General features: G+C 32.7%; 32 protein-coding genes. 30 read left to right on the top strand and 2 right to left on the bottom strand.

Features of this window, described 5'->3' with window-relative positions; all coding sequences use genetic code 11:
- Positions 1-265 precede the first annotated feature (265 nt).
- From ACWNT5_RS19040 to ACWNT5_RS18895, 30 genes are all read left to right on the top strand, one after another.
- Positions 266-1,957 (top strand): DUF262 domain-containing protein, encoded by a 1,692-nt coding sequence (locus ACWNT5_RS19040; RefSeq protein WP_456518274.1) that lies wholly within the window; start codon positions 266-268, stop codon positions 1,955-1,957.
- A 161-nt stretch (positions 1,958-2,118) separates the two neighbouring features.
- Complete coding sequence (locus ACWNT5_RS19035) at positions 2,119-3,198, top strand: toll/interleukin-1 receptor domain-containing protein (RefSeq protein ID WP_456518273.1); 1,080 nt, start codon at positions 2,119-2,121, stop codon at positions 3,196-3,198.
- 181 nt (positions 3,199-3,379) lie between these two features.
- Positions 3,380-4,120, top strand: coding sequence for a hypothetical protein (locus ACWNT5_RS19030; protein ID WP_456518272.1), 741 nt, complete (start codon positions 3,380-3,382; stop codon positions 4,118-4,120).
- A gap of 87 nt (positions 4,121-4,207) precedes the next feature.
- Positions 4,208-4,618, top strand: a complete 411-nt coding sequence (locus tag ACWNT5_RS19025) for a hypothetical protein (protein WP_456518271.1) — start codon at positions 4,208-4,210, stop codon at positions 4,616-4,618.
- Between the two features lie 84 nt (positions 4,619-4,702).
- Positions 4,703-5,149 (top strand): GNAT family N-acetyltransferase, encoded by a 447-nt coding sequence (locus ACWNT5_RS19020; protein ID WP_456518270.1) that lies wholly within the window; start codon positions 4,703-4,705, stop codon positions 5,147-5,149.
- Positions 5,150-5,291: 142 nt separating this feature from the next.
- Positions 5,292-5,642 carry a hypothetical protein gene (locus ACWNT5_RS19015; RefSeq protein ID WP_456518269.1) on the top strand — a complete coding sequence of 117 codons (351 nt, stop codon included), beginning with the start codon at positions 5,292-5,294 and terminating at the stop codon, positions 5,640-5,642.
- Positions 5,643-6,012: 370 nt separating this feature from the next.
- Positions 6,013-6,549, top strand: coding sequence for a Crp/Fnr family transcriptional regulator (locus ACWNT5_RS19010; protein ID WP_456518268.1), 537 nt, complete (start codon positions 6,013-6,015; stop codon positions 6,547-6,549).
- A gap of 56 nt (positions 6,550-6,605) precedes the next feature.
- A complete protein-coding gene (locus tag ACWNT5_RS19005) occupies positions 6,606-7,175 on the top strand; it encodes a DinB family protein (protein WP_456518267.1) in 570 nt (189 codons plus the stop codon).
- A gap of 472 nt (positions 7,176-7,647) precedes the next feature.
- The gene (locus ACWNT5_RS19000) at positions 7,648-8,100 is read left to right on the top strand and encodes a nuclear transport factor 2 family protein (protein ID WP_299901339.1); all 453 of its coding nucleotides are present in this window, start codon (positions 7,648-7,650) and stop codon (positions 8,098-8,100) included.
- Positions 8,101-8,360: 260 nt separating this feature from the next.
- Positions 8,361-8,813, top strand: coding sequence for an N-acetyltransferase family protein (locus ACWNT5_RS18995; protein WP_456518266.1), 453 nt, complete (start codon positions 8,361-8,363; stop codon positions 8,811-8,813).
- 133 nt (positions 8,814-8,946) lie between these two features.
- Entirely contained in the window at positions 8,947-9,783 is an 837-nt protein-coding gene (locus ACWNT5_RS18990) for a LytR/AlgR family response regulator transcription factor (protein ID WP_456518265.1), read from the top strand.
- Between the two features lie 133 nt (positions 9,784-9,916).
- Entirely contained in the window at positions 9,917-10,570 is a 654-nt protein-coding gene (locus tag ACWNT5_RS18985) for a CPBP family intramembrane glutamic endopeptidase (protein WP_456518264.1), read from the top strand.
- Positions 10,571-10,701: 131 nt separating this feature from the next.
- Positions 10,702-11,295: a Crp/Fnr family transcriptional regulator gene (locus tag ACWNT5_RS18980; protein WP_456518263.1), complete on the top strand. Its 594-nt coding sequence runs from the start codon at positions 10,702-10,704 to the stop codon at positions 11,293-11,295.
- A 53-nt stretch (positions 11,296-11,348) separates the two neighbouring features.
- Complete coding sequence (locus tag ACWNT5_RS18975) at positions 11,349-11,993, top strand: hypothetical protein (protein ID WP_456518262.1); 645 nt, start codon at positions 11,349-11,351, stop codon at positions 11,991-11,993.
- Positions 11,994-12,015: 22 nt separating this feature from the next.
- Positions 12,016-12,468 (top strand): DoxX family protein, encoded by a 453-nt coding sequence (locus tag ACWNT5_RS18970; RefSeq protein WP_299901319.1) that lies wholly within the window; start codon positions 12,016-12,018, stop codon positions 12,466-12,468.
- A 5-nt stretch (positions 12,469-12,473) separates the two neighbouring features.
- On the top strand, positions 12,474-13,019 hold the full coding sequence (locus ACWNT5_RS18965) for an NADPH-dependent FMN reductase (protein ID WP_456518261.1): 546 nt from the start codon (positions 12,474-12,476) through the stop codon (positions 13,017-13,019).
- Positions 13,020-13,203: 184 nt separating this feature from the next.
- Positions 13,204-13,626 carry a hypothetical protein gene (locus ACWNT5_RS18960; protein WP_456518260.1) on the top strand — a complete coding sequence of 141 codons (423 nt, stop codon included), beginning with the start codon at positions 13,204-13,206 and terminating at the stop codon, positions 13,624-13,626.
- Positions 13,616-14,137: a MepB family protein gene (locus tag ACWNT5_RS18955; RefSeq protein WP_456518259.1), complete on the top strand. Its 522-nt coding sequence runs from the start codon at positions 13,616-13,618 to the stop codon at positions 14,135-14,137. Before ACWNT5_RS18960 ends, ACWNT5_RS18955 begins: the two co-directional genes overlap by 11 nt.
- 212 nt (positions 14,138-14,349) lie before the next feature.
- On the top strand, positions 14,350-14,874 hold the full coding sequence (locus ACWNT5_RS18950) for a hypothetical protein (protein ID WP_456518258.1): 525 nt from the start codon (positions 14,350-14,352) through the stop codon (positions 14,872-14,874).
- Between the two features lie 80 nt (positions 14,875-14,954).
- Positions 14,955-15,548 carry a thioredoxin-like domain-containing protein gene (locus tag ACWNT5_RS18945; protein ID WP_456518257.1) on the top strand — a complete coding sequence of 198 codons (594 nt, stop codon included), beginning with the start codon at positions 14,955-14,957 and terminating at the stop codon, positions 15,546-15,548.
- A 64-nt stretch (positions 15,549-15,612) separates the two neighbouring features.
- Positions 15,613-16,056, top strand: coding sequence for an acetyltransferase (locus ACWNT5_RS18940; RefSeq protein WP_456518256.1), 444 nt, complete (start codon positions 15,613-15,615; stop codon positions 16,054-16,056).
- Between the two features lie 64 nt (positions 16,057-16,120).
- Positions 16,121-16,759: an alpha/beta hydrolase gene (locus tag ACWNT5_RS18935; RefSeq protein ID WP_456518255.1), complete on the top strand. Its 639-nt coding sequence runs from the start codon at positions 16,121-16,123 to the stop codon at positions 16,757-16,759.
- A gap of 117 nt (positions 16,760-16,876) precedes the next feature.
- Entirely contained in the window at positions 16,877-17,449 is a 573-nt protein-coding gene (locus ACWNT5_RS18930) for a hypothetical protein (RefSeq protein WP_456518254.1), read from the top strand.
- A 245-nt stretch (positions 17,450-17,694) separates the two neighbouring features.
- The gene (locus ACWNT5_RS18925) at positions 17,695-18,645 is read left to right on the top strand and encodes an SDR family oxidoreductase (RefSeq protein ID WP_456518253.1); all 951 of its coding nucleotides are present in this window, start codon (positions 17,695-17,697) and stop codon (positions 18,643-18,645) included.
- A gap of 10 nt (positions 18,646-18,655) precedes the next feature.
- Positions 18,656-19,168 (top strand): hypothetical protein, encoded by a 513-nt coding sequence (locus ACWNT5_RS18920; RefSeq protein ID WP_456518252.1) that lies wholly within the window; start codon positions 18,656-18,658, stop codon positions 19,166-19,168.
- Positions 19,169-19,175: 7 nt separating this feature from the next.
- A complete protein-coding gene (locus ACWNT5_RS18915; RefSeq protein WP_456518251.1) occupies positions 19,176-20,087 on the top strand; it encodes a helix-turn-helix domain-containing protein in 912 nt (303 codons plus the stop codon).
- An 86-nt stretch (positions 20,088-20,173) separates the two neighbouring features.
- Complete coding sequence (locus tag ACWNT5_RS18910) at positions 20,174-22,597, top strand: penicillin acylase family protein (protein WP_456518250.1); 2,424 nt, start codon at positions 20,174-20,176, stop codon at positions 22,595-22,597.
- Entirely contained in the window at positions 22,590-22,943 is a 354-nt protein-coding gene (locus tag ACWNT5_RS18905; RefSeq protein WP_456518249.1) for a hypothetical protein, read from the top strand. Before ACWNT5_RS18910 ends, ACWNT5_RS18905 begins: the two co-directional genes overlap by 8 nt.
- Before the next feature lie 136 nt (positions 22,944-23,079).
- Positions 23,080-23,562: a hypothetical protein gene (locus tag ACWNT5_RS18900; protein WP_299901283.1), complete on the top strand. Its 483-nt coding sequence runs from the start codon at positions 23,080-23,082 to the stop codon at positions 23,560-23,562.
- A gap of 155 nt (positions 23,563-23,717) precedes the next feature.
- The gene (locus ACWNT5_RS18895) at positions 23,718-25,343 is read left to right on the top strand and encodes an amidohydrolase (protein WP_456518248.1); all 1,626 of its coding nucleotides are present in this window, start codon (positions 23,718-23,720) and stop codon (positions 25,341-25,343) included.
- Between the two features lie 22 nt (positions 25,344-25,365).
- On the opposite strand, the gene ACWNT5_RS18890 is transcribed toward ACWNT5_RS18895, so the two are convergent.
- The gene (locus ACWNT5_RS18890; protein ID WP_299610066.1) at positions 25,366-26,049 is read right to left on the bottom strand and encodes a VOC family protein; all 684 of its coding nucleotides are present in this window, start codon (positions 26,047-26,049) and stop codon (positions 25,366-25,368) included.
- A 73-nt stretch (positions 26,050-26,122) separates the two neighbouring features.
- Positions 26,123-26,893 (bottom strand): hypothetical protein, encoded by a 771-nt coding sequence (locus ACWNT5_RS18885; RefSeq protein ID WP_299610064.1) that lies wholly within the window; start codon positions 26,891-26,893, stop codon positions 26,123-26,125.
- Between the last annotated feature and the right edge of the window lie 25 nt (positions 26,894-26,918).

The following is a 26,918-nucleotide window of genomic DNA, read 5'->3' as shown; positions in this document are numbered from 1 at the left end:
AAGTGTTCCCAAAGCGAAAAAGCAAAACCGGACACTGAGATGTCACACTGATCTTGTCGAAGTGTCGAAGTATGGTATGCTGAGGCCCTCGAAGCACAACCAGTCATACAACAAAACCAGCAACTCATACAAGTTGGTTTTTTTATTCGGGGAAATTTACGTTTCTTTAGTGGGGTTTGTAAATACGTACAAATAGATTAAAATATAGTAAGATTACAACGATAGGTAGATATACACCTACTTTGGCATTAATTAGAACAACCATATGAATAGAAACGAAAATTTACTGAATGCAAATACAATATCTTTTAGTGATATTATTTCAGGAGATAACACTTATCAAGTTCCTCTTTTTCAAAGAGATTATTCTTGGAAAGAAGAAAATTGGGATGATTTATGGTTAGATATTAACAATGCTTTGGAGAGTAATACCAGGCATTATATGGGCTCAATTGTTTTGATAAAGAAAGAAAAAAAGCAACTTGAAATCATTGATGGTCAACAAAGATTAACAACATTGAGTTTATTAGCCTTAAGCTGTATTAGAATAATAGAAGAGCTAATTCAAAACAATGAGAATAAAAGTGATAACGAACAACGAAAAGATATTTTGATGAGAAAATTTGTAGGTTTTAAATCTGCAAAATCATTAATGTTTTCACCAAAATTGAAATTAAATAAGCTAAATAATCCTACCTACTCCTCTTATTTAATTCAATTTCACAATGTTCCAAACAAAAGTAAACTTGCTAAATCTAATAAAGCATTACTTGAAGCATATGAATATTTCTATAAAAAACTTAAACAAGAAGTTTTTAAAGATAATGACACAGACAATCTAATAGATTTTATTGAGTTCATTGGAGATAACTTACAATTCATTCAGATAACAGTTGTCGATGAACTTAACGCTTATTTGGTATTTGAAACTTTAAATGATAGAGGAATTCCATTAACCGTAACTGACTTATTTAAGAACTACCTTTTTTCTAAAGTAGCAGAAGATGACCAAGAACACATTAAAAACAAATGGGATAATATTCTAAGCTACGTAAGGCACAGAGACTTTTCAAACTTCTTAAGGTATTATTGGATTTCACGTAATAGATTAATAACCGAAAAAGAATTATTTAAAGCTATTAAAAGAACTGTTTCAGACCAAAAAGACGTTATTGATATAATAACAAATTTAGAAGTTCACGCTGAAGTATTTAATGCGTTATCAGACCCAAAAGATGATTTATGGAAAGGACAGTCAGATTTAATTTATCATTTAACCGAATTACAAATTTTTGGAATTAAACAACCTTTTCCTTTATTACTATCCGCCTATGAAAAATTTGACATTATAACATTTACAAAAGTTGTTAAGATCTGTTCTGTTGTTGCCTTTAGATACACAGTTATTTCTGGTTTAAAAACTAACATATTAGAACAAGTATATAGTAAAGCTGCAAATAATATTATTAAGGGGATTAGCACAAATGCTTCGCAAGTATTTAGTGATTTAAGCCAACTATATGTTTCTGACGAGATATTTACTAATCAATTTACATTGAAAACAATAAATACAAAATCAAAAAATAGACTTGCTAGATATATTATCTATAATCTAGAAAACAAAAACTCTAATAGGAGTACATTTGATTTTGAACAAGACAGTGGAACATTAGAACATATTCTTCCCGAAAACCCAAGTGATGATTGGAATAACAGTTTTGTAAAAGACACTCAAATTGAATTTATTTATAGAATTGGGAATTTTACAATTTTAGAAGGTAAATTAAATAAAGAGTGTGAAAATAAACTAATTGAAGAGAAAAAAATAAAATATTCTAAATCAAAATATTCATTGACCAATGAATTTGATTATGATATCTGGAATCCAAATAAATTAAAACATAGACAATCAAAACAAGCTAAATTAGCGAAACAAATTTGGAGATTGAACTATTAAATAACTAATGCCAACAATTACTGTGAGTAATTGCTTGTTCTCGGCAACTTCTGAAAATCCACGTGGATTTTTAGCTTGGTGTGTACTTGCAAAGTATCGTGATAATCCACGCAACTACTTATAGGCCAGAGCATTGGTGAACATTTAAAAAAAACTAGAAATTGAATATATTCTTATCATATAATTGGGAAAACAAAGATATTGCTGACCAAATTGACGAATGGTTTTCCGAAAACAACATCAAGTTAAAAAGAGATGTAAGAGATTTAAAATACAAGCAAAGTATTAAGGAATTTATGAAGTCAATAAGAAATGCTGACTTCGTAATTATGATAATATCCGAGGATTATCTAAAATCTAAAAATTGTATGTATGAGGTTTTAGAATTTGTTAAAGAACAAAAATTCAAAGACAAGATAATTCCGGTTATAAAATCAAGTGAAATTTTCAATATAAAATATCAAGTAACTATACAAAAATTTTGGACTGAAAAAATAAGCGAGCTAAGGGAAATTCAAAAAGAACTGGATTCAGAAAAATCAATTCCTTTGCTAGAAGAAATAAATATATTTAACAAAGTAGAAAATGAATTACTTGATTTTCTCAAAGTTGTATGTGATATGAATAATATCGTTTTGAAAGACGACCAATTCATTGATTCAAATTTTGATACAATTATCAAATATATTGGTAAAGACAATCTAAATCAAAATGATATAATTTTCACTTGCAGATTAGTTAAAGAAAAATATAAACCTGCGAAGGTTATAGAATATTTAAACAATCTTTTTGGAAACATTTCTGTAATTAGATTAGGAGAAATTAGTTTATCGGTTCGATTTAAATCTTATCTATCATCAAACGAACTTGAGAAAAAGACATATCAATCGATTGGAAAAGACAACATAGATTCTTTAGATGTTTTTGACTATAAAGATGCATATTATTTTGTCGCCAAAAGAAAAATAGATGAGTATAGTTCTAAACATATTGTCTGGTGGTCGCCTTTATCAGGTGGTTACACAAAGAACTTAAAAGATGCTGGATTATATTCAGAAAAAGAGATTAAACGATTTATACCAAAATGGTTTTATGAACATCAATTGGCGATAAAAGCTAGCTATGTTGATAGTTTGAATTCAACAATTTTTGAAATTAATTCTAGAGAAAGTGCTCAATTAATAGAAGACAGAAAAGTTATAATTGGGGATGTGAAATATGAAGAAAAAGATTACTTCTAAAAAACGATTTGCCAACAACGTGTATAATTCATTGCTAGTTATAGCCTACTTACGAAAGCCCTCGCGGACTTTCTATCTGTGATTTATTTGCTAAATTTAGTGCTTAAACACGCAACAAAATCATACACAAGACCGTTATGAACAATTTTAAACAAGTATGGAATATACTAGGCACTGGTCAATGAGCGAACCAGAAAAGGTTAATGGAGATTTGAGTTCACTGCTATTGGATTACCCATACTCTTTTCCATATGCTAATCAAGAAAAAGACATTCGACTGATTCCTCCTATTGAGGTTATAAATGAACTTTTGGAAAGTGGAGGAGATAGTGGAGGAATGTCTCCTGGATGCACTTGGAATGGCATGAGTATTTCTGAAGAAGAATATGAAAAGCTTATTCAAGAATTACTCAAATTTGATTATGAATTTAATAAAGGTAGAAACCCATATGCTCCAAAAAAACTAATTCTTGATGAAGAGTTAAATAAGAAGTTTCCGAAAAAGGAAGATTGGGAAAGACAACAAATTCTAAAATATGTAGGCGTACACGAATTCATTGAATTTTATGACGAATATGAACCGTCATTATTTTTTAAATCTGAAAATTACGGTACAATCGAAATTTTTGGAACCGCAGGAGGTCCTAGATATTTTGGACGTCTTAATTCAAATAAGGACATTAAATCATTAATATGCGAAAGAGTTAAAATAATCAATAGAATCGATATGATTCATGAGTGGATCGAATATGACGATAGGTTTGATAAAATTGAATGGTATAAAGCAGAAGAAAAATTAAGTGTCTCTGATAGTTGGGGGCGACAACCTAAAATATTGGAAGCTTATATTTCAGATAATTCATTTATATCATTCAAAACCGATTTTAAAGAATTAAAACCAATTGCACGCAACAATATATAACAAAACATAGTTGCCCTTCGCGAGAGCAACGTTTGTTATAATTGCCGTTGTAAATTAATTTAAATAATATCAAGGATTGCCATTAAAATGAAAATTGATAGTTCAACTATTCCTAAATGTCAGATTGAAGAGAAAAAATTCGCTTGGGGTGAGCCTTATATTGAAATTACACCAATATTTGAAATGTCGATAAATGAAGCTTTAAGTGATATTGAATTTTGTATCGAATTATACGTTAAAAATAATTTCAGAAATCAACTCCTTGAGTTTTATAACGTTTTGATAAACCATGAAGAATATTATAGAATTGACCATTTTAAGGGAACAATATCTGATGAACTTCATGAGGTTCTTTTAAAGAGAATCAAATTGTTTTTGGACTCACCTGAAGAATTGACTCCTTGGAAGAAATACAATGAAATTCAAGGTGAATTAGATTATCTATATTTATTTGAAGATAAATTCGACAGGAAAATACTTTACATAAAAGCCAAATAAAACTGCTTGGAATAATTTGTGTATTACATGTGCCAAATTCTGCAATTTGCTCCTTAATGTTAAATGTTAACTACAATCAATAAAATGGAAATATCGTTTACAACCTATACAGTCAAGGATAAAGCTGAGGTTTTGGAAATGATGGCTGCATTTAACAAGATGGAGGGCTATGCTTTTGATTCAATAAATAGAGAAAAGAACCTATTAGAATTTACTTCAAACGGATCTTTGGGAAGATTATACTTGATCAAACTCCAACAACAAACCATTGGATATCTAGTACTGGCATTTGGATTTAGTTTTGAGTACAAAGGTAGAGATGCGTTTATAGATGAGTTCTATATAAAACCAGCATATAGAAATAAAGGAATTGGCGACTTAACATTAGATTTTATAGCTTCAGAATCCAAAAAACTAGAGGTAAAAGCGCTACATCTAGAAGTAGAACCTCATAATGTACATGCAAACAAATTGTACCTAAGCAAAGGCTATCGTTCCAACGATAGAAAATTGATGACTAAAAGAATATAAACTGTCATCAATAACTTCAAATAACCAGTAACTCATCATTGCTGGTTTTTTTATGTAGTGGAATTTGCGTTTCTTTAGGAGAAGGTTTGTAGATATACCTATTTGGTATATCATCCAAAAAGAACAATTTTAATTGTAGTAAGTGAGTTTCTTTTCAAAATATTTTAAAAAGTATAAAAATAAAAAAGAACTGAAAAAATCTAATTTCGGAAGAGATTATGGATGGTATATTGAATACGAAGGTAAAATTGTTGGTGAACTTGTTGATTGGAAACTTACCGATATGTTTTGGTGTTCCTATAAAGTAGTGCCAATAAATGATGAGTTAAAAAATATTGTATTTAATGAGAATTTATGGCAGAATTGTAAATTTAAATTCAAAAACAAAAAATACAATAAGTATGCTGAAAACGCATTTTCTGGATTCGCTCCTGGAAGTTTAATGAAAACTAAAACTGTTGGAATGCGAATGCTATATTTTACTGAACTTTGAAAATAAATAAGCTCTGCGAAGTTTACAACTTCATAGCCCAAAAACCAACAACTCATCAATGCGGGTTTTTTTAATAACGTGAGTTTGATGTAATTTTTGAATTCTTAAAAGCCGTCAAATTGTGTGATTTTTCGCAATAAAATAAAGAAAAATAGTATCGAAATTAGGCTGTTACCTAAAATTTACTCTTCGATACATCTCGCCTTCGGCGGACACTCTGGCTGATATAAATTTTCTTAGGTCGTATTCACGTTAAATAGAAGAATTTACGTTTCTTTAGAGAGCATATGTAAAATAAGTACAAACGAAACAAATTATCATACCCATATATCCATAGATTGATATCATGCTATGGTACCTGCGAGCTAATATGAATCCTATTTCAAACTTAATTGATAAAATAAATAACCAAAAGCTTTGGGATAGAGAAATAGTATTAGAACGCAATGAATATCTAAAGGTAAAGGGGACTATTGATACCAATATTTATTTGATAAAAAGTGGAAGTTTACGAATATTTGTAATCGATGAATATGAAGAACATACCATAAGATTTGGGTATAAAAATAACTTAATAGCATCTTTAGATTCTTTCCTAAATGAACAACCTTCAGATTTCTATATACAAGCATTAAAAAAGACGAATGTTAATGTCATCAGTAAAAAAAAGTATACATCCTTTATCGAATCATCACCCGAGAATAAAGAACTATGGCTTTCCGTTTTAGAAAATTTTGTATTACAGCAAATGGAAAGAGAAAGAGATATTCTAACATCATCTCCTGTGGAGCGTTATAAGAGAGTTTTAAAACGAAGTCCACAACTGTTTCAAGAGATACCGAATAAATATATTGCTTCGTATTTAAGAATGACACCAGAAACACTTTCTAGAATTAAAAAATCTTAATTTCAATCAATTTTTTTTTAAAAATCTCTGTTGATATTTGTAATAAAATAAAGGTAATGGCAATAGCAACTAAAAAATTATTACAAGACTTATTAGAAATTACACGAGAGAACTTAAACAGTGCAGAACAATTAAAAAAGGAATCTATCACTGCGCTAAATTGGAAACCAGCTTCAGAAAGTTGGAGTGCTTTAGAATGTATTGAACATTTAAATAGGTATGGAGATTTTTATATTCCAGAAATCACAGCCAAAATACAAACTTCTACACACAAGCCTTCTGAAATTTTTAAAAGTAATTGGCTGGGTAGATATTTTAGCAAGTCCGTTTCTTATAATGAGAATGTAAAGAAAATGAAAACCTTTACATCTATGAATCCGTTACACTCAGAATTAGATTTTCAAACCATAGACAAGTTTATAGATCAACAACATCAGATACTAGCACTTTTAGATCAGTCCAAAGATGTAAATCTCGACAAAACGAAAACTGCAATTTCAATTTCACGATTCATCAAATTAAGATTAGGAGATACGTTTAGAGTAGTTATATATCATAATCAAAGGCATATGAAGCAAGCAGAAAGGGCAATAAACATGTCGATAGGTAAGAAGTTGCATGTTTAATTAAAGTGAGTTTGATGTGATTTTTAAATTCTTAAAAGCCGTCAAATTGAGTGGTTTTTCGCAATAAAATGAAGAAAAATAGTATCGAAATTAGGCTTTTACCTAAAATTTAGTTGTCTTCGATACATCTCGCCTTCGGCGGACACGCTGACTGACGTAAATTTTTTTACGTCGAATGCAGGTTAATTACTGCAGCGCTACGAAGTTTGCAACTTCATAGTTTCTTAAAAACTGCAATTAGAAAAATGTAAACAAAGGCTATCGTACCAACTACAGCAAACTTTTAACTAAAAAAATAAATGAACGTTAATTTTTAGCAAAAACTAGCAACTAACAACTGCTGGTTTTTTGTATGTAGGGGAATTTGTGTTTCTTTAATGTGTAAGTAGACTTACAATATAATACAGTAAGAATAAAACGATAGCTTGGTATATACTCAACCTTATAGCGCATTGCACAAAAAAATAAAATGATGAAAAAAAGCATAGTTACTTTCAGTTTCCTATTCTGCCTAATGAGTATTTCTTTTTACGGACAAAACAAAAAGGATTCTCTAGAAATCAAGCAAGTGGCATTAGATTATATTGAAGCTCAGCATAATGTAAAACCTGAGCAATTCGAACAAGCTGCGCATCCGAGAATGGTAAAAAGAACTTTTTGGACGAATAAAAAAACGGGAAAGGAATATTTAAGAGAAACTTTCACTGATGCCATGATCCTACTGGCAGAAACCTATAATCAGGATAAAGATAAGTTCCCCGAAAATCCTAAAAAGGAAGTTGTTATTTTGGATATTTATGACAAAGTAGCTTCTGTAAAACTCATTGCAGATGATTGGATTGACTATATGCACATTGTAAAACTCAATGGCAAATGGCAATTGGTAAATGTGTTGTGGCAGTTTAATGACGCTAAAAAACACTAAAAACATACATCCGACCTTACATTATTCCGAAAGGACAACGCCTTTTTTCTTTCTATGTTCTATATACAAATATGTTCTTTTAGTTACAGGTACCTGTAAGAGTTTTGCCTAAATACATACCAATAATGCATAATAGATCTGTGCTGAAAAGTGTACAATTTCGTAGCAATACATAATCAGGAACTCATATATGCTGGTTTTTTTATCTAAGGGAATTTGTGTTTCTTTAGGAGAAGGTTTATAAATGAGCATAGATACCAATGATATTTAGAAAAGCTACAATAAATGATGTCGCCAAAATCGTAGAAATGATTGCGGATGATGAGCTCGGAAAAAGTAGAGAACAGTACCAAATACCATTACCCAATGAATATCTACGTGCATTCCAAAATATAGATGCGGATCAAAACCAGGAATTAATTGTTGTAGAAAATGAAAATGCAGAAATCATAGGAACGCTGCAATTGTCATTTATTCAGTATTTGACATATCGTGGAGGAATTAGAGCACAAATAGAAGCAGTAAGAATTAAAAAAGATCAAAGAGGACTTGGAATCGGAAAAGCTATGTTTGAATGGGCAATTGAGCGAGCAAAAGAGCGAAAAGCACACGTATTGCAACTTACCAGTGACAAAAGAAGACCTAATGCCATCAGATTTTATGAAAGTTTAGGATTTAAAGCTACCCATGAAGGGATGAAATTACATTTCTGAATAAAAAAGCTCATTATTAATATTCCATACCTACCTTACTGATCGCATAGTACGACCAAGAATAAAAAATAAAGAAATGACAGCAATTGATATTATTCCTTACTTTTAGGCCTGTACAAAAAGGTTTTCATACGTGTCTATTAAACAAGTAAACAAACATAAAAAAGGAACAGTATGGCAAAAATTTCTGAGCAGTTCAGCATGGCGTTGGTTACAGAAAGCCATGGTGTTAATCCTCTTCTCATTAGTCGTAAATCATATAGCAGCAAGCGATAATTTTCAGGATGATACGACATATAGATTTCCTATAGAAGGTTTTCTGTTCACTATTATTTTTTCTACACTAGTAGCCATAATAGCACATTTCAATTTTAAGTTTTATAAGAAAAAGTATTTTTCCATAAAAGTAGAGATCGCCAAAATAGTAAGGTTTATGGCCTCAACTTTGGGATATATTACAATAATTTATATTCCCACAAATGTTATTATAGAAGCGCTTGCAGATGGAGATATACATATCTATTATATCATAATTGGTTTACTAATTACCTTACTAATATGTTTTATTTTGATAGGCTTATGGTATGCTCAGGATCTCTACGAATTATATAAATTGTCTCTAAAAGATGCTGAAATTACGATTGATAATGGTATAAAAATGACAAAGCTGAGTTATGAAAATATTGCTTGTTTTTACAGCGAAAACAAAATTGTATATACCGTTAAGAATGATGGGACAACCATGAATACAGATTTTACCTTAAACGAGCTCGAAGAAAAAATAAATGATCAGTTGTTTTTTAGAGCCAATAGGCAAATGATCGTTCATAAAGATACCATAGATCAAGTTGAAAAGATTGAAAACGGCAAGTTACGTATTCTATTAAAACCCTTTATTAAAAACGATGCAATCGCTGAAATCACTATCAGTCGTTACAAACGAAAAGCATTCATGGATTGGTTTCTATAAAAGATGGCTAGAAATTATCGACTATTCAGTTGTAATTTACGACCATTCAGTAAAAACATAAGTATTTAAAGGGGTTTTCAGAGATTTTGTTCATTATTTCGTTTAGAATTTAAAATCAAAAACAATGAACAAAATGAGCTTAAGACAAATAGGAATTCCATTAGTTACTACTGCAATTATCTTCTTTTTATGGTTCGGACCGATTACCCTTAGTTATGTAGAAAACATCGTTATTTCGATATTAATCATTATTGCTAATTATATAGAATACCAAGGAAAACCATATTTGGCACTTGGGTTTCAACGAGAAAAATTTACAACCAAAAGTATATTCGTACTTGCTCCATTGGTAGCACTAGGTCTTTTTGTTTTTTATGTGTTTTTATTAGTTCCCGGAATTACAAAACTCACAGGAGCTCCGATAGACTATTCGAGTTTTAATGAATTAAAAGGAAACCTTCCAGCTTGTTTGGTGGCTTTATTGATCGTATGGGCATCAGCAGGATTTGGAGAAGAAATTATCTTTCGTGGTTATTTTATGCGACAGTTGGTGAAATTCTTTGGCGAAAGTAAAATGAGTATACTACTTAATATATTGCTTCTGGCTTGTTTTTTCGGATTCATGCATAGCTATCAAGGAATCACAGGACAGCTTGTTACAGGGATTGTTGGAGCAATTTTAGCGACGATATTCTACTTACGTAAATACGATTTGTGGTTCCTTGTTGCAGTACACGGTTTTTTTGATACCATAGCCTTAATTTGTGTTTACTTTGGTTTATTCTAAAAAAATACAAAGGAATAGCACCTATAACTTTTTATGATCCTTGTGCATAGTGAGTGCGTTATGGGTGCTTTTTGAGCTTTGCTATATATCAATTTATTCTTTACATTGAAGTCATTCAAACTTAACACACTTTGATATATAAAGAATCACATACACTTATACTTAATAATATAGCCAGGTTTATTGATTTAACTGAGCTGGAAAAGCAAAAATACCTCTCTTTACTCACAGAAATAGAAGTAAAAAAGAAAGAGTTTTTGATGCAGGCGGGTGATATCACGACCTACGAGTATTTCATCACCAAAGGATGCTTAAAAGTGTATACATTAGATGAAGATGGAGTGCCTCACATATCTATGTTTGCCGTAAAGGATTTTTGGACAGGTGATATGGCTAGTTTTATGACTAAAGAACCGACGCGTTATTTTATTGAGGCTACCGAGCATTCGGAATTATTAGGGATTTCTAAAGCTAATTATGAATTGTTATTTCAGGAAATTCCAAAGTTCGAGAAGTTTTATCGTATGCTATACCAAAGATCGCTAGTAAGTTATATAAGACGTTCTAATCATGGTATCTCTTTAACTGCCGAAGAACGATATATTGAGTTCAAAAAGAAATATCCACAAATCATTAATAGAATTACCCAAAAAGACTTGGCAGCGTATATTGGCATTACTCCAGAATTTATGAGTAAAATTATTTCGAAAGTCAATCGAATGTAAAAGTCTTAAACTAGTTCATTTTTTTTCATGCATTCCTGTCGGAATTTTGAAACATGAAAAAAATAAGCATCATTACTTCGTTTCTAATAGTTTGGCTTTCAAATGATTTGCAAGCACAATTCGCACAAATCGAACTGTTTTCTGGATTAGATAAAACAGACTTTACCATATACTCCAGTTATACGATTAATGACAGCAAAACGCTAAGGATTAATACACTTGCCTTTTTCCAGAAGTTTCATAACCAAGAAAACCAGGATTTTGAGGAGATCGGTGTGCAGCCCACACTATTCTGGAATGTCCATAAGAATGTAGGCATTGGTCCATCGATATATTACAACAGCTTTGCTGGGTTTTCAGAACGTTTATCAGCATATATTACGTTCAAGAATTCGCGGTTTTTATTCGTAGCGATTCCTACCATTGCCTATTCCGAGGAAAAAGATGCTTGCTATACCGAAGCATTTCTACAGTTCCAATACAATATACCTATAAATGACAATTTCTCTTTTTGGTTAAACGGACAGTTTGTAACGATCTGGGACAAATTTAAAACACACTCCAGAAGCTATCAGCAATTACGAGCTGGAGTATCACGGAAAGGACATCAGTTTGGTATCGGTTTCGACTTTGATCAGTATGGACCAAAACCTATAGAAGTAACATCTTTTGGTGTGTATTATCGAAAAACTTTATAAACATTTTTAAATCTTAAACAGTATGAAAAATTTAGTAAACAAACTTTTAACAACAGATCCCAATATTGGATTTAGTATCGCACGGTTAACATTAGGGGTAGTTATATTTCCGCATGGTGCACAAAAATTATTAGGACTTTTTGGCGGTTATGGATATTCAGCAACTATGGAATCCTTAACTACCCAAATGGGGTTGCCCAGTATTGTGGCTGGTGCTGTAATCATAATTGAGTTTTTTGGATCTATCTCATTACTACTGGGAATCTGCAGTAGATTTTGGGCATTAGCACTAGCAGGAATGTTTACGGGTATTATTGTCACTACACAACTAGAACACGGGTTTTTTATGAATTGGTTTGGCAATCAAGCCGGTGAAGGGTATGAGTATTCGCTTCTAATCATTGGTCTGGCACTAAGCATTGTAATAAACGGTAGCGGAAAATGGTCCGTAGATCATCTAATCTCTAAAAAATAAGAATCATGAAAAAAATAATCACAATTGCAGGAACCAATAGTCAAAAATCTATCAACAAGAGTTTACTGTCCTATACCACCAGTTTCTTAGAAGAAGTAGAATTTATTTCTATTGATTTAAACGATTACGTCCTACCCATATATGGTGTAGATTACGAAGCGGAAAATGGAATACCTACAGCGGTTAAGAGACTCGATGAACTGATCAATCAGGCAGATGGTTTTATCATTTCTCTTGCAGAACACAATGGAGCTTATGCAGCAGTATTTAAAAATGTGCTCGATTGGTTGTCTCGAGTACATATGAAAGTGTGGAGAGAAAAGCCCATGTTGCTAATGGCTACTTCGCCTGGCGATCGAGGAGGTATAACCGTTTTGCAATCTGCAAAGATGTATTTCCCATATCTGGGAGCTCATATTGCTGCGGATTTTTCATTGCCTAGTTTCTATGATAATTTTTTGGAAAATGAAATCACTGATCACGAATTAAAAGAAGAATTAAGGGAGAAAATCCAACTTTTTGAACAACAATTAAGCCCTTCCATAAGATAAGGATAGTGTCTTTGGAAGTGTAGATACATACAACCCTCCTAATTTAAAACCGGTAGATATTCATACTGGTTTTTTTATTTGTAGGAATTTGTGTTTCTTTAAAAGAACTTTCAAGATGATCATAAGATAAAAGTGAGTGTTCAGATACAGATACAATCATTAGAATTGGCTTTATTAGATGGAAATGACATTAGAATATTGGAATGAATTAGGAAAACAAACGCTTTTAATTACTTCGTTGTTAAGTGGTTTTTCGATTACTGTGGTAGCAAACCTATTAGTTGCTGATAAAAATGATAAACTCACCAATCGTATTTTAAAATCTGCAACACTGGCAGCTGGATGTTTTTTAGTGAGTGTATTTGCTATGGTCAATATTGTGATGACAACCACACCAGGAGGCTATATTAAGGATGTGTCATTAAACGATTTTCAAGTTGCTAGGATAGTAGGGATGATCACCTTTATTATAGGACTTTTTTCTCTTACCACTATGATCGCCTTATCTGGTTGGACTAAATCCAAAAAAGTAGGCCTTTTTACTACGATCATTGGTATCTTAACGTTGCTACTAATTTTTATAACCATGACCAGATTTGGGAGTTAATTCACGAAACACAAAACTCAATAAAAATTTACTTGCTATACAAAATAGGGTTTACGATCACTGTGATTTAGAAATTTCTGATCTTAGTATTGAATCTGAAGGAACGGAATATGATGCTTGTACCTTTTTATTAAACGGAAAGCACGTGATTAGTAGAAGCGCAAAGATAACTCCTAAAAAAGTGGGGCAGTTTGTAACCTTTTGGAAACGAAATAATGAAGGGATCACAGCACCTTATGAAGCTAGCGATCCTTTTGATTTTTATATCATACAAGTTACCAACAAAAACCGATTAGGACAGTTTGTTTTTCCAAAACAAGAGTTGATTAATAAGCGAATAGTAGCTACTGAATCAAAAGATGGGAAAAGAGGTTTTAGAGTATATCCAATTTGGGATCACCCACAGAGCAAGCAAGCTATCAAAACCCAACAATGGCAACTACATTACTTCTATGAGATTACTAATAAAACCGATGTACAAAAAGTAGTAGAATTATACCATTTCAAATAAATCTAAAGATTACACGAAATAGTTCGAGGGCAATCAAACATTTATAGAGATCAATTAGAGCACATCTAGTTTTTTTATCTGGGGAAATTTGCGTTACTTTAAAGAAGGTTTGATGATTCTTGCAATGGGGAATAAAATAGAGCAAGAATATTTTCGGTGGGAGATATATACTTACTATACAGGCAATTGATCAAATTCTAAAAGGGCATACTATGAATACTCACGCTGATAAAACACAAGAAAATACATCGGTGACAGCTTCTAGCGCTAAGGAACAGAGCAGTGGAGAATCTACATTGCAGTTTTTAGATAACAAACCAGAGGCTTCGGCACAACGGAAATTGCAAGAGATGGCTAATACTAGTCCAAAAGTAAAGCAATTGAAAGCTCTTCAAAAAATGGCTTCTCAAACAGTACAAATGAGACGAGTAAGTGTTAGTCAATTAAGAGGTGGCGGGTTAACTGGACCCAACAAAGGAAATACTTACAATTATAATCCTGGTAATGGGATTCATATAACTGTTCGGAAAAGTGGCCCTGATGTTACTCATTTTCATGTTCGCAAGGATACAAAAGGAGGCGTCTATAATCGAATAGATTATAATGAAGATGATAAAGGAGATTGGATTGAAAGCAACGTAAATGTTCCAGCAGGTGGTGATTTAGAGACTCAAATGAAGAATGCTGCAGCCGATATGATCGCTTGGCTTAAAGGTTTGCCAACACCTCCTAGCTAATCAAAAATGTTGCTGAAAAATTAAAAATAAAGGTAACATTTTACTCGTCTGGGATACCTATATTAAATCAAACCATAGATATGAAAACTATACTACCATTCTTACTTGTTGTTGTATTAGGATGTTTTAGCTGCAACAAGGCTATAGAAACAAAGAACACCAAAACAGAGCAAAGCGAAATAGCCTCTATAAGCGATGAGCAAAAACTAGCGATGGCCGCGGAAGGTAAGCAGGTTGGTATTGCCACAATCACCACAATAGATAGTACCTTTATTGGAACAGATACATTTAGAGGCAAATTATTAGTAATTGATTTTTGGGCGACTTGGTGTTCTCCATGTATAAAAGAAGCTCCAATGTTCAAGCAGATCGCGAAGAAGTATAAAGATGAGAATGTAACATTTATCTCTATATCCATTGATAGTGATTTCTCCAATTGGAAAGAGTATGTTACAGAAAATAATTGGGAAGGAAATAACTACTGGTATGGTAGATTTAACAAAGATTCTTTCGCATATTTAATTTATTCAAAATTTAACGTGAAAGATGAGGAAGTAGTAGGGATAAGTTTGCCTAAATATGTGATCATATCTCCTGAAGGTAAGATCTTAAGTAATGCAGATTTAAGACCGAGCAAACCAGGCTTTGAAACTGAAATTAAAAAATATTTGTAGTTAAAAACGTATGATTAATATGTCGATCTAAATTAAGGATCAATTCATATTCAAATAGAACAAAATGAAATATAATATAGATACTATTGATAAATCCGAATATCAAGAAGTAGTCGAGGTGTGGGAATCATCAGTAAGAGCAACACATCACTTTTTGAAAGAGGAAGATATAATATATTTTAGACCACTGATCTTAAATACATATTTGGATGCGGTAACCTTAAGATGTATACGAAACGAGAATAAGAAAATAGTTGGTTTTCTAGGAGTAGCAGAACAAAATTTAGAAATGCTATTTATTGATCCTAATTACCGCGGTAAAAAGATAGGGAAAACATTGTTAGAATATTCCATTGATCAAATGGAAGTAATTAAAGTTGATGTAAATGAACAAAATGAGCAAGCTGTTGGATTTTATAAGCATGAAGGGTTTGAGGTTATTGGTCGTTCTGAGTTGGATGGTACTGGAAAACCATATCCTATACTTCATATGGAATTAAGAAAGTAGATAAAAAAATGTATTTATTGAGTTTCAATATTGTTAATACTTGCTCAGTTATACATAGAAATTTATGAAAACAAATCGATTCTTAGGAATACTATTTTGTGTTATGTTTTATGCTTGTAAAGCACAAAAAGATGATCGTATTATATTCTTTTTACATAACCGTTTTCTAGAAGAGCATACATTACAAGAATCTCATCCGCAATATGGAAAGGTAGCGTATAAAGAGATTTTAGACGCTTTTAAAAAGAGTGGGTTCAAGGTGATGAGCGAACAAAGGAATGGAAATGTAAATGCACGTACGTACGCGATTGGAGTCGTGAATCAAATCGATAGTTTACTAAAAAAAGGAGTCACACCTGATAAAATAACGGTTGTTGGTACTTCCAAAGGTGGTTATATTGCACAATATGTGTCTACTCTAGCGAATAATCAAGACCTGAACTTTGTATTTGTAGCAAGTTTTCGGGATAGTGATATCGAGCAAATTCCTGAAATTAATTATTGCGGAAATATTTTAACTATTTACGAAAAGTCGGATCCTTTTGGTGTTTCTGCAAGTAAACGAAAAGAAAACTCCACTTGTACGATCAAGAATTTTAAGGAAATAGAATTAAATACAGGAATGGGGCATGGATTTTTATTCAAGCCTTTACAAGAATGGATAGCCCCTACAATTCAATGGGCAAAAGGAAATTATAAATGAAATAAGGAATCACTTGTAAGAGTATTAAAATCATAATTTATAAAAAAAGATTCTTTTCTATGTTAACCTTTTTAAAAGTGGAAAGATTAATAGGAAAACACTTTTAAATATTAAATTATGAAAACTTTAAAAAAGCTATTTTATTTTTCGTTTATAATCTCTTTATCACTATTTGTTTCTTGTGAAGGAGAAGATGGTATGGACGGATTAAACGGGGAACAAGGAGTACAAGGAGAACCTGGACAAGATGGGAATGCAAATGTAACAGGTGTAACAGTAGATCCTTTTCCTTCATGGACATCAGGATCTTACTTAGGTCAGGAAGCAAATTTTGTAGAAATTACAGAGACCTCATTAACAGAAGCAGTTATTGACGATGCTTTAGTTTTAGTTTATTTCCAACTTTTTGGTGATAATGTTTGGTATCCTATGACGTATGCATTTCCATTTGATAGTGGTAATGAAGAAGTAATCACCTATACCTATGAACCAGATTTGGTTACCATTTATGCTCTTTCCACTACGGGTCCATTAAATGCTAGTATTTCAAAAGTTCGTTATTTCATTATTCCAACAAGTGATGCGACTGCGCGAAGTGCTTCTACTAGAGAGATGAAAGTACAACAATTATGGGATAAAGGTATTGATATTAATAGTTACGAAGAAGTAGCGAATTACCTTAATCAATAGTAAATCATTAGTAATACAAATATTTATAAAAACCGAGATGTTCATAAACATCTCGGTTTTTTTTGTATAACAAGAATTTATTCATCTGCTTTAAATAATGGAAAACGTAACATATTATTCATATTGTTATAGAATTCAATTATTCCTAAGCCTAAAAAATATACAAGATTCGAAATTTTGTATACGAAAGTAACATCTTGTGACACTTAACTTTGCAGTATTCTTTTTAATAAAATATTAAAAAAATGAGTACAGAAGAGTTTGGTAAAAAAGGGTGGACTCCGAATAGGATTAAAGATGTAAGCGGACGAACATATGTCATCACGGGTACTACAAGTGGTACTGGTTTTGAAGCAGCGAAAATATTGTTGTCAAAAGGAGCGAAAGTGGTGATGCTTAATCGAAATCCTAAAAAGTCAGAGGATACCATTTCAACATTAAAGACAGCATTAGGAAGTCATATAGATGTAATAAATATCCGCATGGATTTGGCAGAACAAGCTTCTGTTAAGGAAGCAGCAGCAGAAGTATTAAATACAATTCCGCGTATTGATGCTTTACTTTGTAATGCTGCCATTGCTCAAGTACCACAACAAAAGTTGACCGTTGATGGTTTCGAAAGCCAATTGGGAGTGAATCATTATGGGAACTTTTTGCTACAAGCCCTATTATACCCGAGAATAGAAGAATCGAAAGGTCGTATTGTTGTTGTAGGTAGTATGGGATACAATATGGGTATTAAAACCATACAATTTGATGATATGAATTGGGATAAGAATTACAGTCCTAATAGCGTATATAGTCAGAGTAAATTGGCGCAGATTATGTGTGTGTACGAATTACAAGATCGACTAAAAGAAGCTGGAAAAACAGATGTTAAATCATATGCTTGTCATCCAGGAGCTTCTAGAACTTCACTCATAAAAACAAGCGGAGGTCTCATGACACGATTTGTTTGGCAATTGATGAAGCTTTCTCCATTTGTACAATCTGCAGAAAGAGGAGCCTATCCGCAATTGATGTGTGCTACAGAACCAGATTTAGATCAAAGAGGTTTTTATGGTCCTACTGGAAGGGGTTACTGGACAGGTCCCGTTGGAGCATGTAAACTAGAACCTCACGCAAAAGATAAAGTGGTGGCTAAAAAGTTATGGGAAGTCTCGGAAAAAGCAATTAATTTTAAGTGGAATTTTTAAATTTAAAGACATGGAAATTTTGAAAGCAGCGATAAATTGGGCAAAAGCTGAAGTTTTTTCATCAGTATTTTTTATTCTATTCGGAATGATATTTTTATGTGCTACCATTGGTTTCTGGCAATTAGGAAAAACCGAATTCTCAAAAGCTTTTATTATACCAACATTAATAGCTGGTACGTTACTTTTGATTATTGGATTTGGACTCGTATATTCCAATAAATCGAGGATTGCTAGTTTTCCAGATGCCTATGAAAATGACGCTTTTACCTTTGTACAATCAGAAATTTCAAGAACGGAGAAAACCATGAAAGAGTATCAACTAATAGTTTTCAAAGTTATTCCAATAATGAGTATTGTTGCTGCTTTGTTGATTATTTTTATAGATAAATCAGGTTGGAGAGTCGGTAGTATGGTTACCATCGCATTATTAGCTGTGGTGGTGCTTATTGATAGTAACGCCAATGCCATAATTGAAGCGTATCACCAACAATTATTACAAGCCGAAAAAGAATTAAAAAATTAAAACTGGGATGCAACATTTTAAAACACTTGCGGCGTATTTAGGGTATATGGAACTTCCACGTCCAGAACATCCGATGCTGAGCGTATTATTTGCCAATGAAGAAAGTTTTCTCCCATGCCCTAGAAAAAGTTCTGCTCCCATTACAAACGAATGTTATACTATAAGCTTAAAGAAAATTGTAAAAGGCGATTTAAACTACGGACGAACAAAATACGATTTCACCAATGGAGCATTAATCTGCTTAGCGCCCAGACAAGTTTTGCAATGGGATAGTAGTGTAGTTTTCGAACAAAAAGGTTTTTCGATAAATTTTCATGAAGATTTTATCAAAGGAACAGAACTAGTACAGCAAATAAAAAAATATGGTTTCTTTTCGTATTCTGTGAATGAAGCATTACACCTTTCTCCAAAAGAAGAAAAACTCATAGAATCCATAGTCGAGAATATAGAAACCGAATATCATAATAACCAGGATGAGTTTAGTAAAGAAATCATCATTTCGCAATTAAGTACCCTTTTAAAATATGCCAATCGTTTCTATGAGCGACAATTTATACATAGAAAGGAGCTGTCGAATAATCTATTGGAACAATTTAATGATCAGTTAACGGTATATTTTGAATCTGGACGATTACAGGAAGAAGGAATTCCAAGTATCGAGCAAATAGCAGAAAAGTTGTCCATTTCTCAACGTTACCTTAGTGATACCTTAAAAAAAGAAACTGGTAAAACCACTACAGAACATCTACAATTATATCTTATTGATGAGGCGAAAAATATTTTATTGAAACCGAATAAAAGTATCTCTGAAGTAGCCTATGATTTGGGATTCGAATATCCACAATATTTTTCAAGAGTATTTAAAAAGAAAGAAGGTATGAGTCCGTCAGCCTACAGAGAAAAATATAGAATGAATTAATAGCAAATAAATATTGAAGAGATCCAGCTATTTCATTAGGTTACAATAATATTTGGTATTTTTAAGTACTCATAACAATACACTTAATGAAATACTTTAAACTTCTCATTTCCTTTGGTCTCACCATTGGAATTTTTTACGTTTTAAATACACAACTTGGTAACATTCCGCCTTTGGGCAAGTTTTTAAATCCTGTATCTGGAATTTGGCAAAACGAAACGAATGAAGCTATAATAGGTGATATTTCTATTCCTGGATTAAAAGATGAAGTAACAGTTCATTATGATGAATTGATGATTCCGCATGTATTTGCTCAAAACGAAGCAGATTTGTACAAAGCCCAAGGCTATATTACTGCAAAACATCGGTTGTGGCAATTAGAGTTTCAAACGCATGCAGCCGCAGGACGAATATCAGAACTCTTTGGAGAAAGAGCTTTGGACTACGATAGATCAGAGCGAAGGCGTGGAATGGTTTATGGAGCAGAACAAGTGATGGAGTATCTAGAAAAATATGATCCAGCAACCTTAGGCTTTATACAGAATTACTCAGATGGGATAAATGCTTATATCGATCAACTTAATCCTGATCAATATCCGGTAGAATATAAATTGTTGGATTACAAACCTGAAGCATGGAACCCTAAAAAAACAGCATTGCTTTTAATGTATATGACTAAGATGTTAGCAGGTTATGATGATGATCTAGAATATACTAATGTTTTACGACTCGTAGGAAAGGATAACTTTGAGTTATTATTTCCAGACTTTTTCGATATCACGGATCCAGTAATTCCTAAAGAGACAGACTGGAGTTTTATAGATGTACCACAAACCCCTTTGCCAGCTAGCAAAGCTGTATTGGATACAATTGCAGAAACTATAGAAAAACCTCATCCAGATAACGGAAGTAATAATTGGGCAGTTTCTGGAGCAAGATCAGTAACGGGTAATCCAATACTGGCCAATGATCCGCATTTAGGTCTTAAGTTGCCATCCATATGGTTTGTAATGCAATTAAGTACACCAGATCATAATGCTTTTGGAGCTACCATTCCAGGAGCATTGGGTGTTATCTCTGGATTTAATCAATATATCGCTTGGGGAGAAACAAATGCCACGAGAGATGTGATTGATTGGTATAAAATAGCATTTAATGAAGACCGTTCGAAATATAAATATGATAACCAATGGAAAGATGTTATTACACGTGTAGAAGAGATTAAAATAAGAGGAAAAGAAAGTTATAAAGACACAGTGCTTTATACGCATCATGGTCCTGTGGTATATGATAAAAACTTTAAGTCAGAAAATCAGCGTTCTGGATATGCGATGCGTTGGATTGCACATGACGGAAGTAATAATCAAAAAACCTTTATTGAGCTTAATAAGGCAAAAAATTATGATGATTATGTCAATGCTTTACAATATTGGAATGCACCGGCGCAGAACTTTGTATTTGCATCAACAGAAGGCGATATTGCATTATGGATACAAGGGAAGTTTGCAAATAAATGGGAAGGACAAGGGAAATTTTTGATGGATGGGAGTAATCCGGAAAATGACTGGCAATCCTTTATACCACAGCAATTCAATGCGCATACCAAAAACCCTGAACGTGGTTTTGTGAGTTCTGCCAATCAACATCCTGTGGATGAAAACTATCCTTATTATGTTTTTAATGATGGATATGAAACCTACAGAAATCGAGTGATTAATGACTTTTTTAATTCTAAAGATAAGTTTAGCGTACAGGATTTTAAAGAGTTACATAACAATAATTATAATCTGAAAGCTGCCGAATTAGTTCCACATATGTTAGAACATATGGAAACCTCATCTTTATCTGAGGATGAAAAAGCTATTTATGAAGAAATCAAAGCCTGGAATTTTAATAATGATATCGACGAAGTAGGTCCGAGTATTTGGAGACAGTGGTACGGGAAATTATACAATATGCTTTGGGACGAGTTGGATGTGGAGGATATGGCATTGACTTCGCCATACACCTATCAGACCATTTATTTATTAAAGAATTGTGGAAATCATAAATTTATGGATATTGTGGAAACAAAAGATAGAACAGAATCATCCAAAGATTTGTTTCTATTAGCTTTTAAAGAAGCTGCCAAACGTTTAAAAGAAATAAAAGAAAGAGATGGAGATTACACTTGGGTAAACTATAAAGGCACTTATGCGGGACATTTGTTACAAAGCTTGCCAGCCTTTTCAAGATTTGATATTCCAATCGGTGGTGATCGTAATATCGTTAATGCTACTTCCGAAGATCATGGACCTTCTTGGAGAATGATTGTAGAGATGACCTCTCCACCAACTGCGTTAGGGATATATCCAGGTGGTCAATCTGGGAATCCTGGCAGTCAATATTATGATAATTTTATCGATGATTGGGCAGCTGGAGACTATTACAGTCTTAACTTTTTACAATCTAACGAAGCTACGGATGCCATTATAGGAACACAAACTTTAAAGCCAACTCATCATGACTAAGAATAATATCAACTTTATTATAACCATTTTATTAGCGTTTGTATTATCCCTTTTTCTGCCATGGTGGTCTATAATGATTGCAGCTGGTATTACAGCTATAAGTATTCCGTTAAAAAAGGCAGCGGTGTTTTTTATACCTTTTTTAGCCATATTGGTATTTTGGTCTATCTATTGTTTTACGATTAGCAGTGCTAATGATTTTACCTTAGCCAAAAAAATCTCTCAATTATTGCAAATGGGAGGAAATCCTTATATACTCATTCTACTTACTGGAATTATTGGAGGATTGGCAGCAGGTATTGCTGCTATTTTTGGAAAACAAATTGCTGTCCTTAGAAAGCAATAATAAAGACTTTAGGGATATAGTAAGAAGTATTTTATAAAATAAAAGATAAGAATATAGCATGTGTCGATATTCGATGGCAAATTATAAACCTCATTATGCATGTTTTAACTGTAGAAAAACATTTAAAAGAAGACTTTTGAGGGATATTAGAAAAGGCACTCAGAAAGATGAGAACGCATCGTTGGCAAGATGTCCCGAATGTGGTAACTTAATGGCTAATATGGGGCTAGATTTTAAATCTCCAAAGAAAACAGATGTAAAAGCTTGGAAACATATGTGTACACTGTATGAAGTAGGAATTACATTTCATTCTTGTGGTTGTAATGGACCTGGTTACATTCCAAATGATTCTAAAGCTTTGGTGAATTATTTTGAAGAAATTAAAAAACAGTATTTAGCACATCAACACTTTTGGGCACAACGACAAGAAGATCCAGATGAACAAAGTGAGATTGCTAAAGATCAAAATCAAAATTGGAGCTTTCTCAGTCGTATTCCAAAGGAATTAAAGACTGGTTCCCCAAATAAACCCGAATACGATTCTCAAAAAGCACAAATATACTGGAATAAGAAAGTTAAATTAATAGAAGAGAACCTACGGAAATTAAGAAGAAAATAGATTGCTTTAAAAGGAGGAAGAAAAGAAATAGTTTGATTAAAAATTAAAACAACTAACTTATTTATCTTCTAACAAAAGTTAAGAAAACGATAAAACCTTTACAAGATCATTTTTATATTTATTTTTGGTCTTTCGCACATTTCAAACTCAACATTATGAAAAAATTACTTCTAAGTACACTTTGTGTCGTTCTTTTTATTTCTTGTGAAGAACCTAAAGAAGCAGCAGATTTACTCGTTTTTAATGCCAATGTCTATACAGTCGATGAAGCACAACCTAAAGCAGAAGCCTTTATAGTAAAAGATGGAAAATTTAAAGCCATTGGAACTTTAGAAGCATTAAGTAAAACATATACCTTTACAGATTCTATTGATGCAAAAGGTAAAACTGTGCTACCAGGATTAATCGATGCGCACTGTCATTTCTATGGATTAGGAATGCAGCAGCAAAAAGTAGATTTGGTAGGGACTACCAGTTATGAAGATGTAATAAAGCGTATCATAAAATTTCAGGAAAAGAAAAATGTACCCTTTATAACAGGTAGAGGTTGGGATCAGAACGACTGGGAGGTACAAGAATTTCCTACTAAAGAAAAATTAGATAGTCTTTTTCCAAAAACACCTGTGGCATTAACACGTGTTGATGGTCACGCAATGTTAGCAAACCAAGCTGCATTAGATCTGGCAAAAATAACGATAGATACTGAAGTTTCTGGAGGAGAAATTATTAAGAAAGATGGAGCGTTAACAGGAGTGTTAATCGATAACCCTATGGAATTGGTAGAAGCTATCTTTCCTAAACCAACCGTAGCAGAGCAAGTAACAGCATTAAAAGATGCGCAAGCAATTAACTTTAGTTATGGATTAACCACGGTTGATGATGCAGGATTAAGTCCACAAGTGATTTCAGTAATTGATAGTTTACAGAAAGCCGAACAATTAAAAATCAGAATGTATACTATGGTAAGTAATGTTCCTGAATATGTGGATTACTATTTGAAACAAGGAGTATATAAAACAGAAAAGCTTAATGTATCATCTTTTAAGGTATATGCAGATGGAGCTTTAGGATCTAGAGGAGCTGTACTTAAAAAACCATATTCGGATAAGCATGATCACCATGGAGCGATGGTCATAGGAAATGAAGAATTTAAGAATCTTGCCAAAAGATTAGCAGCATCTCCTTTTCAGATGAATACACATGCGATCGGTGATTCTGCAAATGCTGTTGTAATGAATACTTACTATGATGTGCTAAAGGATAAAAAGGATAGAAGATGGCGTGTAGAACATGCCCAAGTGGTAGCACCTGAGGAGTTTGAAATTTTAAATGATAACTTGGTAATGAGTGTACAACCTACACATGCTACGAGTGATATGTATTGGGCAGACGAACGATTAGGAGAAGAGCGAATCAAAGGAGCATATGCCTATAAGCAGTTATTGGATAAAACAGGTAAATTAGCATTAGGAACCGATTATCCTGTGGAAAATGTAAGTCCTTTTTATACATTTTACGCAGCCGTAGCTCGTAAAGATTTGAAGCAATATCCAGAAGGAGGATTTCAGAAACAAGATGCGTTAACCAGAGAAGAAACCTTAAAAGGAATGACTATCTGGGCTGCTTACAGTAATTTTGAAGAAAATGAAAAAGGAAGTATCACCGCTGGTAAATTTGCTGACTTTGTTATCCTAGAAGAGAATATCATGGAGGTAGCAGAAGACAGGATACCCAATATCAAAGTACAAGCCACATATGTTGGCGGAGAAAAAGTATATTAAGTTAAACACGTAACACCTTTTTCTATAATGAGAAAGGTGTTATGCTTAATTCCTCATTTTTATAAGATAATCGAGAAGTTGTAGTCCCATGTTGAATAACAGCTTCAAATGGGTTTGGTTCTATTTTTAAATCCGTAGGAAACCAAATATCTTTCACCTCATAGTTTGGCAGTAATAAGATTCCTTCCTGAGAACCATTGGTGCCAAATCTATCAATATCTCCTTTCCAAAATTCAGTATTTAACTCACGTTCTAATTGCTCATTTATTTTCCTTACATTATTGGTAGGCATTCCCATTTCATTAATGCCTAGAACTTTAGAAATGTCGAAAGTAGACTGATCATCATTTTTTAAATCATATCGAACTATAAATTCAGCAATATTTCCACTTGCATCATAGAAGTAAAAGGAATCAGCGTTCCAGGATTCGAAATTTTGCGTTTTTCTACCATTTTCAATATCAATAACTTCTGTTCTTTTTTCCATCCATTCCAATGCAGTAAGTAAATGATTCGCAGGAATGAGAAAACAATAATGATACGTATAAGATGTTTCTGATTTTTCGAAAGTTAGTTCACTCCAGCCTATTTTAACCGTAAACGATGTTGGATTAGAATGTAGCAATTCGAAACCTAAAGTTTCTGTATAAAATTTTAATTCGGAAGATAATTGTGTAGTGAAAAGTTTTAATTTTTTAAATTTCATTATTGTGTAACAAAAGATATTTTGATTAAAAATGGATTCGTTTTATTGGGAAAGTAGAAGCTAGGGTTAGTTATTACCTTCCTCCATTGGCTTGTAAATCTGCTATGCATAAAGGATCTAAAGTAGGAACACTATTTCCTATTAGTCCCATCATACCTGTTTCGAATTCTATGGCCGCTTCCATTAAACAGCTTGCCACATTACAATGTCCTCTTGATACTGTGTTTTCATGGGGCGATTGTAAAGGAGTTCCAATATTTACCAATCCTAATAAATGTGCAAATTCGTGATTAAGAGTAGCAGCTTCTATGGTGGAAAGCATAGGAGCATTTGGATTACTGCTTAGGTTTCTTAGCGTACTTTCGTAGATTACTATAGAGGTGTTTAAATAAGCAGCTCCTAAGGTTACTCTATTGCCATTATCGGTATCACTGGTGCCATCTGCAAAATAAATATATACTGTAATTTCATCACCTGCATTAAAAGCAGTTCTTTCTGCTGTTTCTATCTCTCTAATTTTTTCAATGTTAAAAGGGGATAACCCTGAAGAAGCTACTGTTCGTTGATTGATGGTAATACCATCTGGTTTAAATAATCTATCTTCTAAAAAATTTCTAAAAGTATTTACAGCAGTAGAAGTTGGTGCAAATCCTTCTACCGATACAATTTCTACCGTTAATCCTCTAAAGTTAGTGTCACTTAGAAGATCGTTCGCAGAGGTTCCTAAAGGCCGAGTATTACTTGTTTCTCCATTAGGTACAAAAGTGTTTTCATCATCGTCAGAACATCCGACAACTATAAAAGATAAAAACAAAAGAATGCTTAAGAATTTTGTAATTTGCATAAAATATGATTTTCTAGAGGTAGTT

It is taken from the genome of Aquimarina sp. 433, from assembly GCF_054054605.1.
The sequence above is the reverse complement of the archived record's forward strand: the minus strand, read 5'-3'. Positions and strand labels throughout refer to the sequence as shown.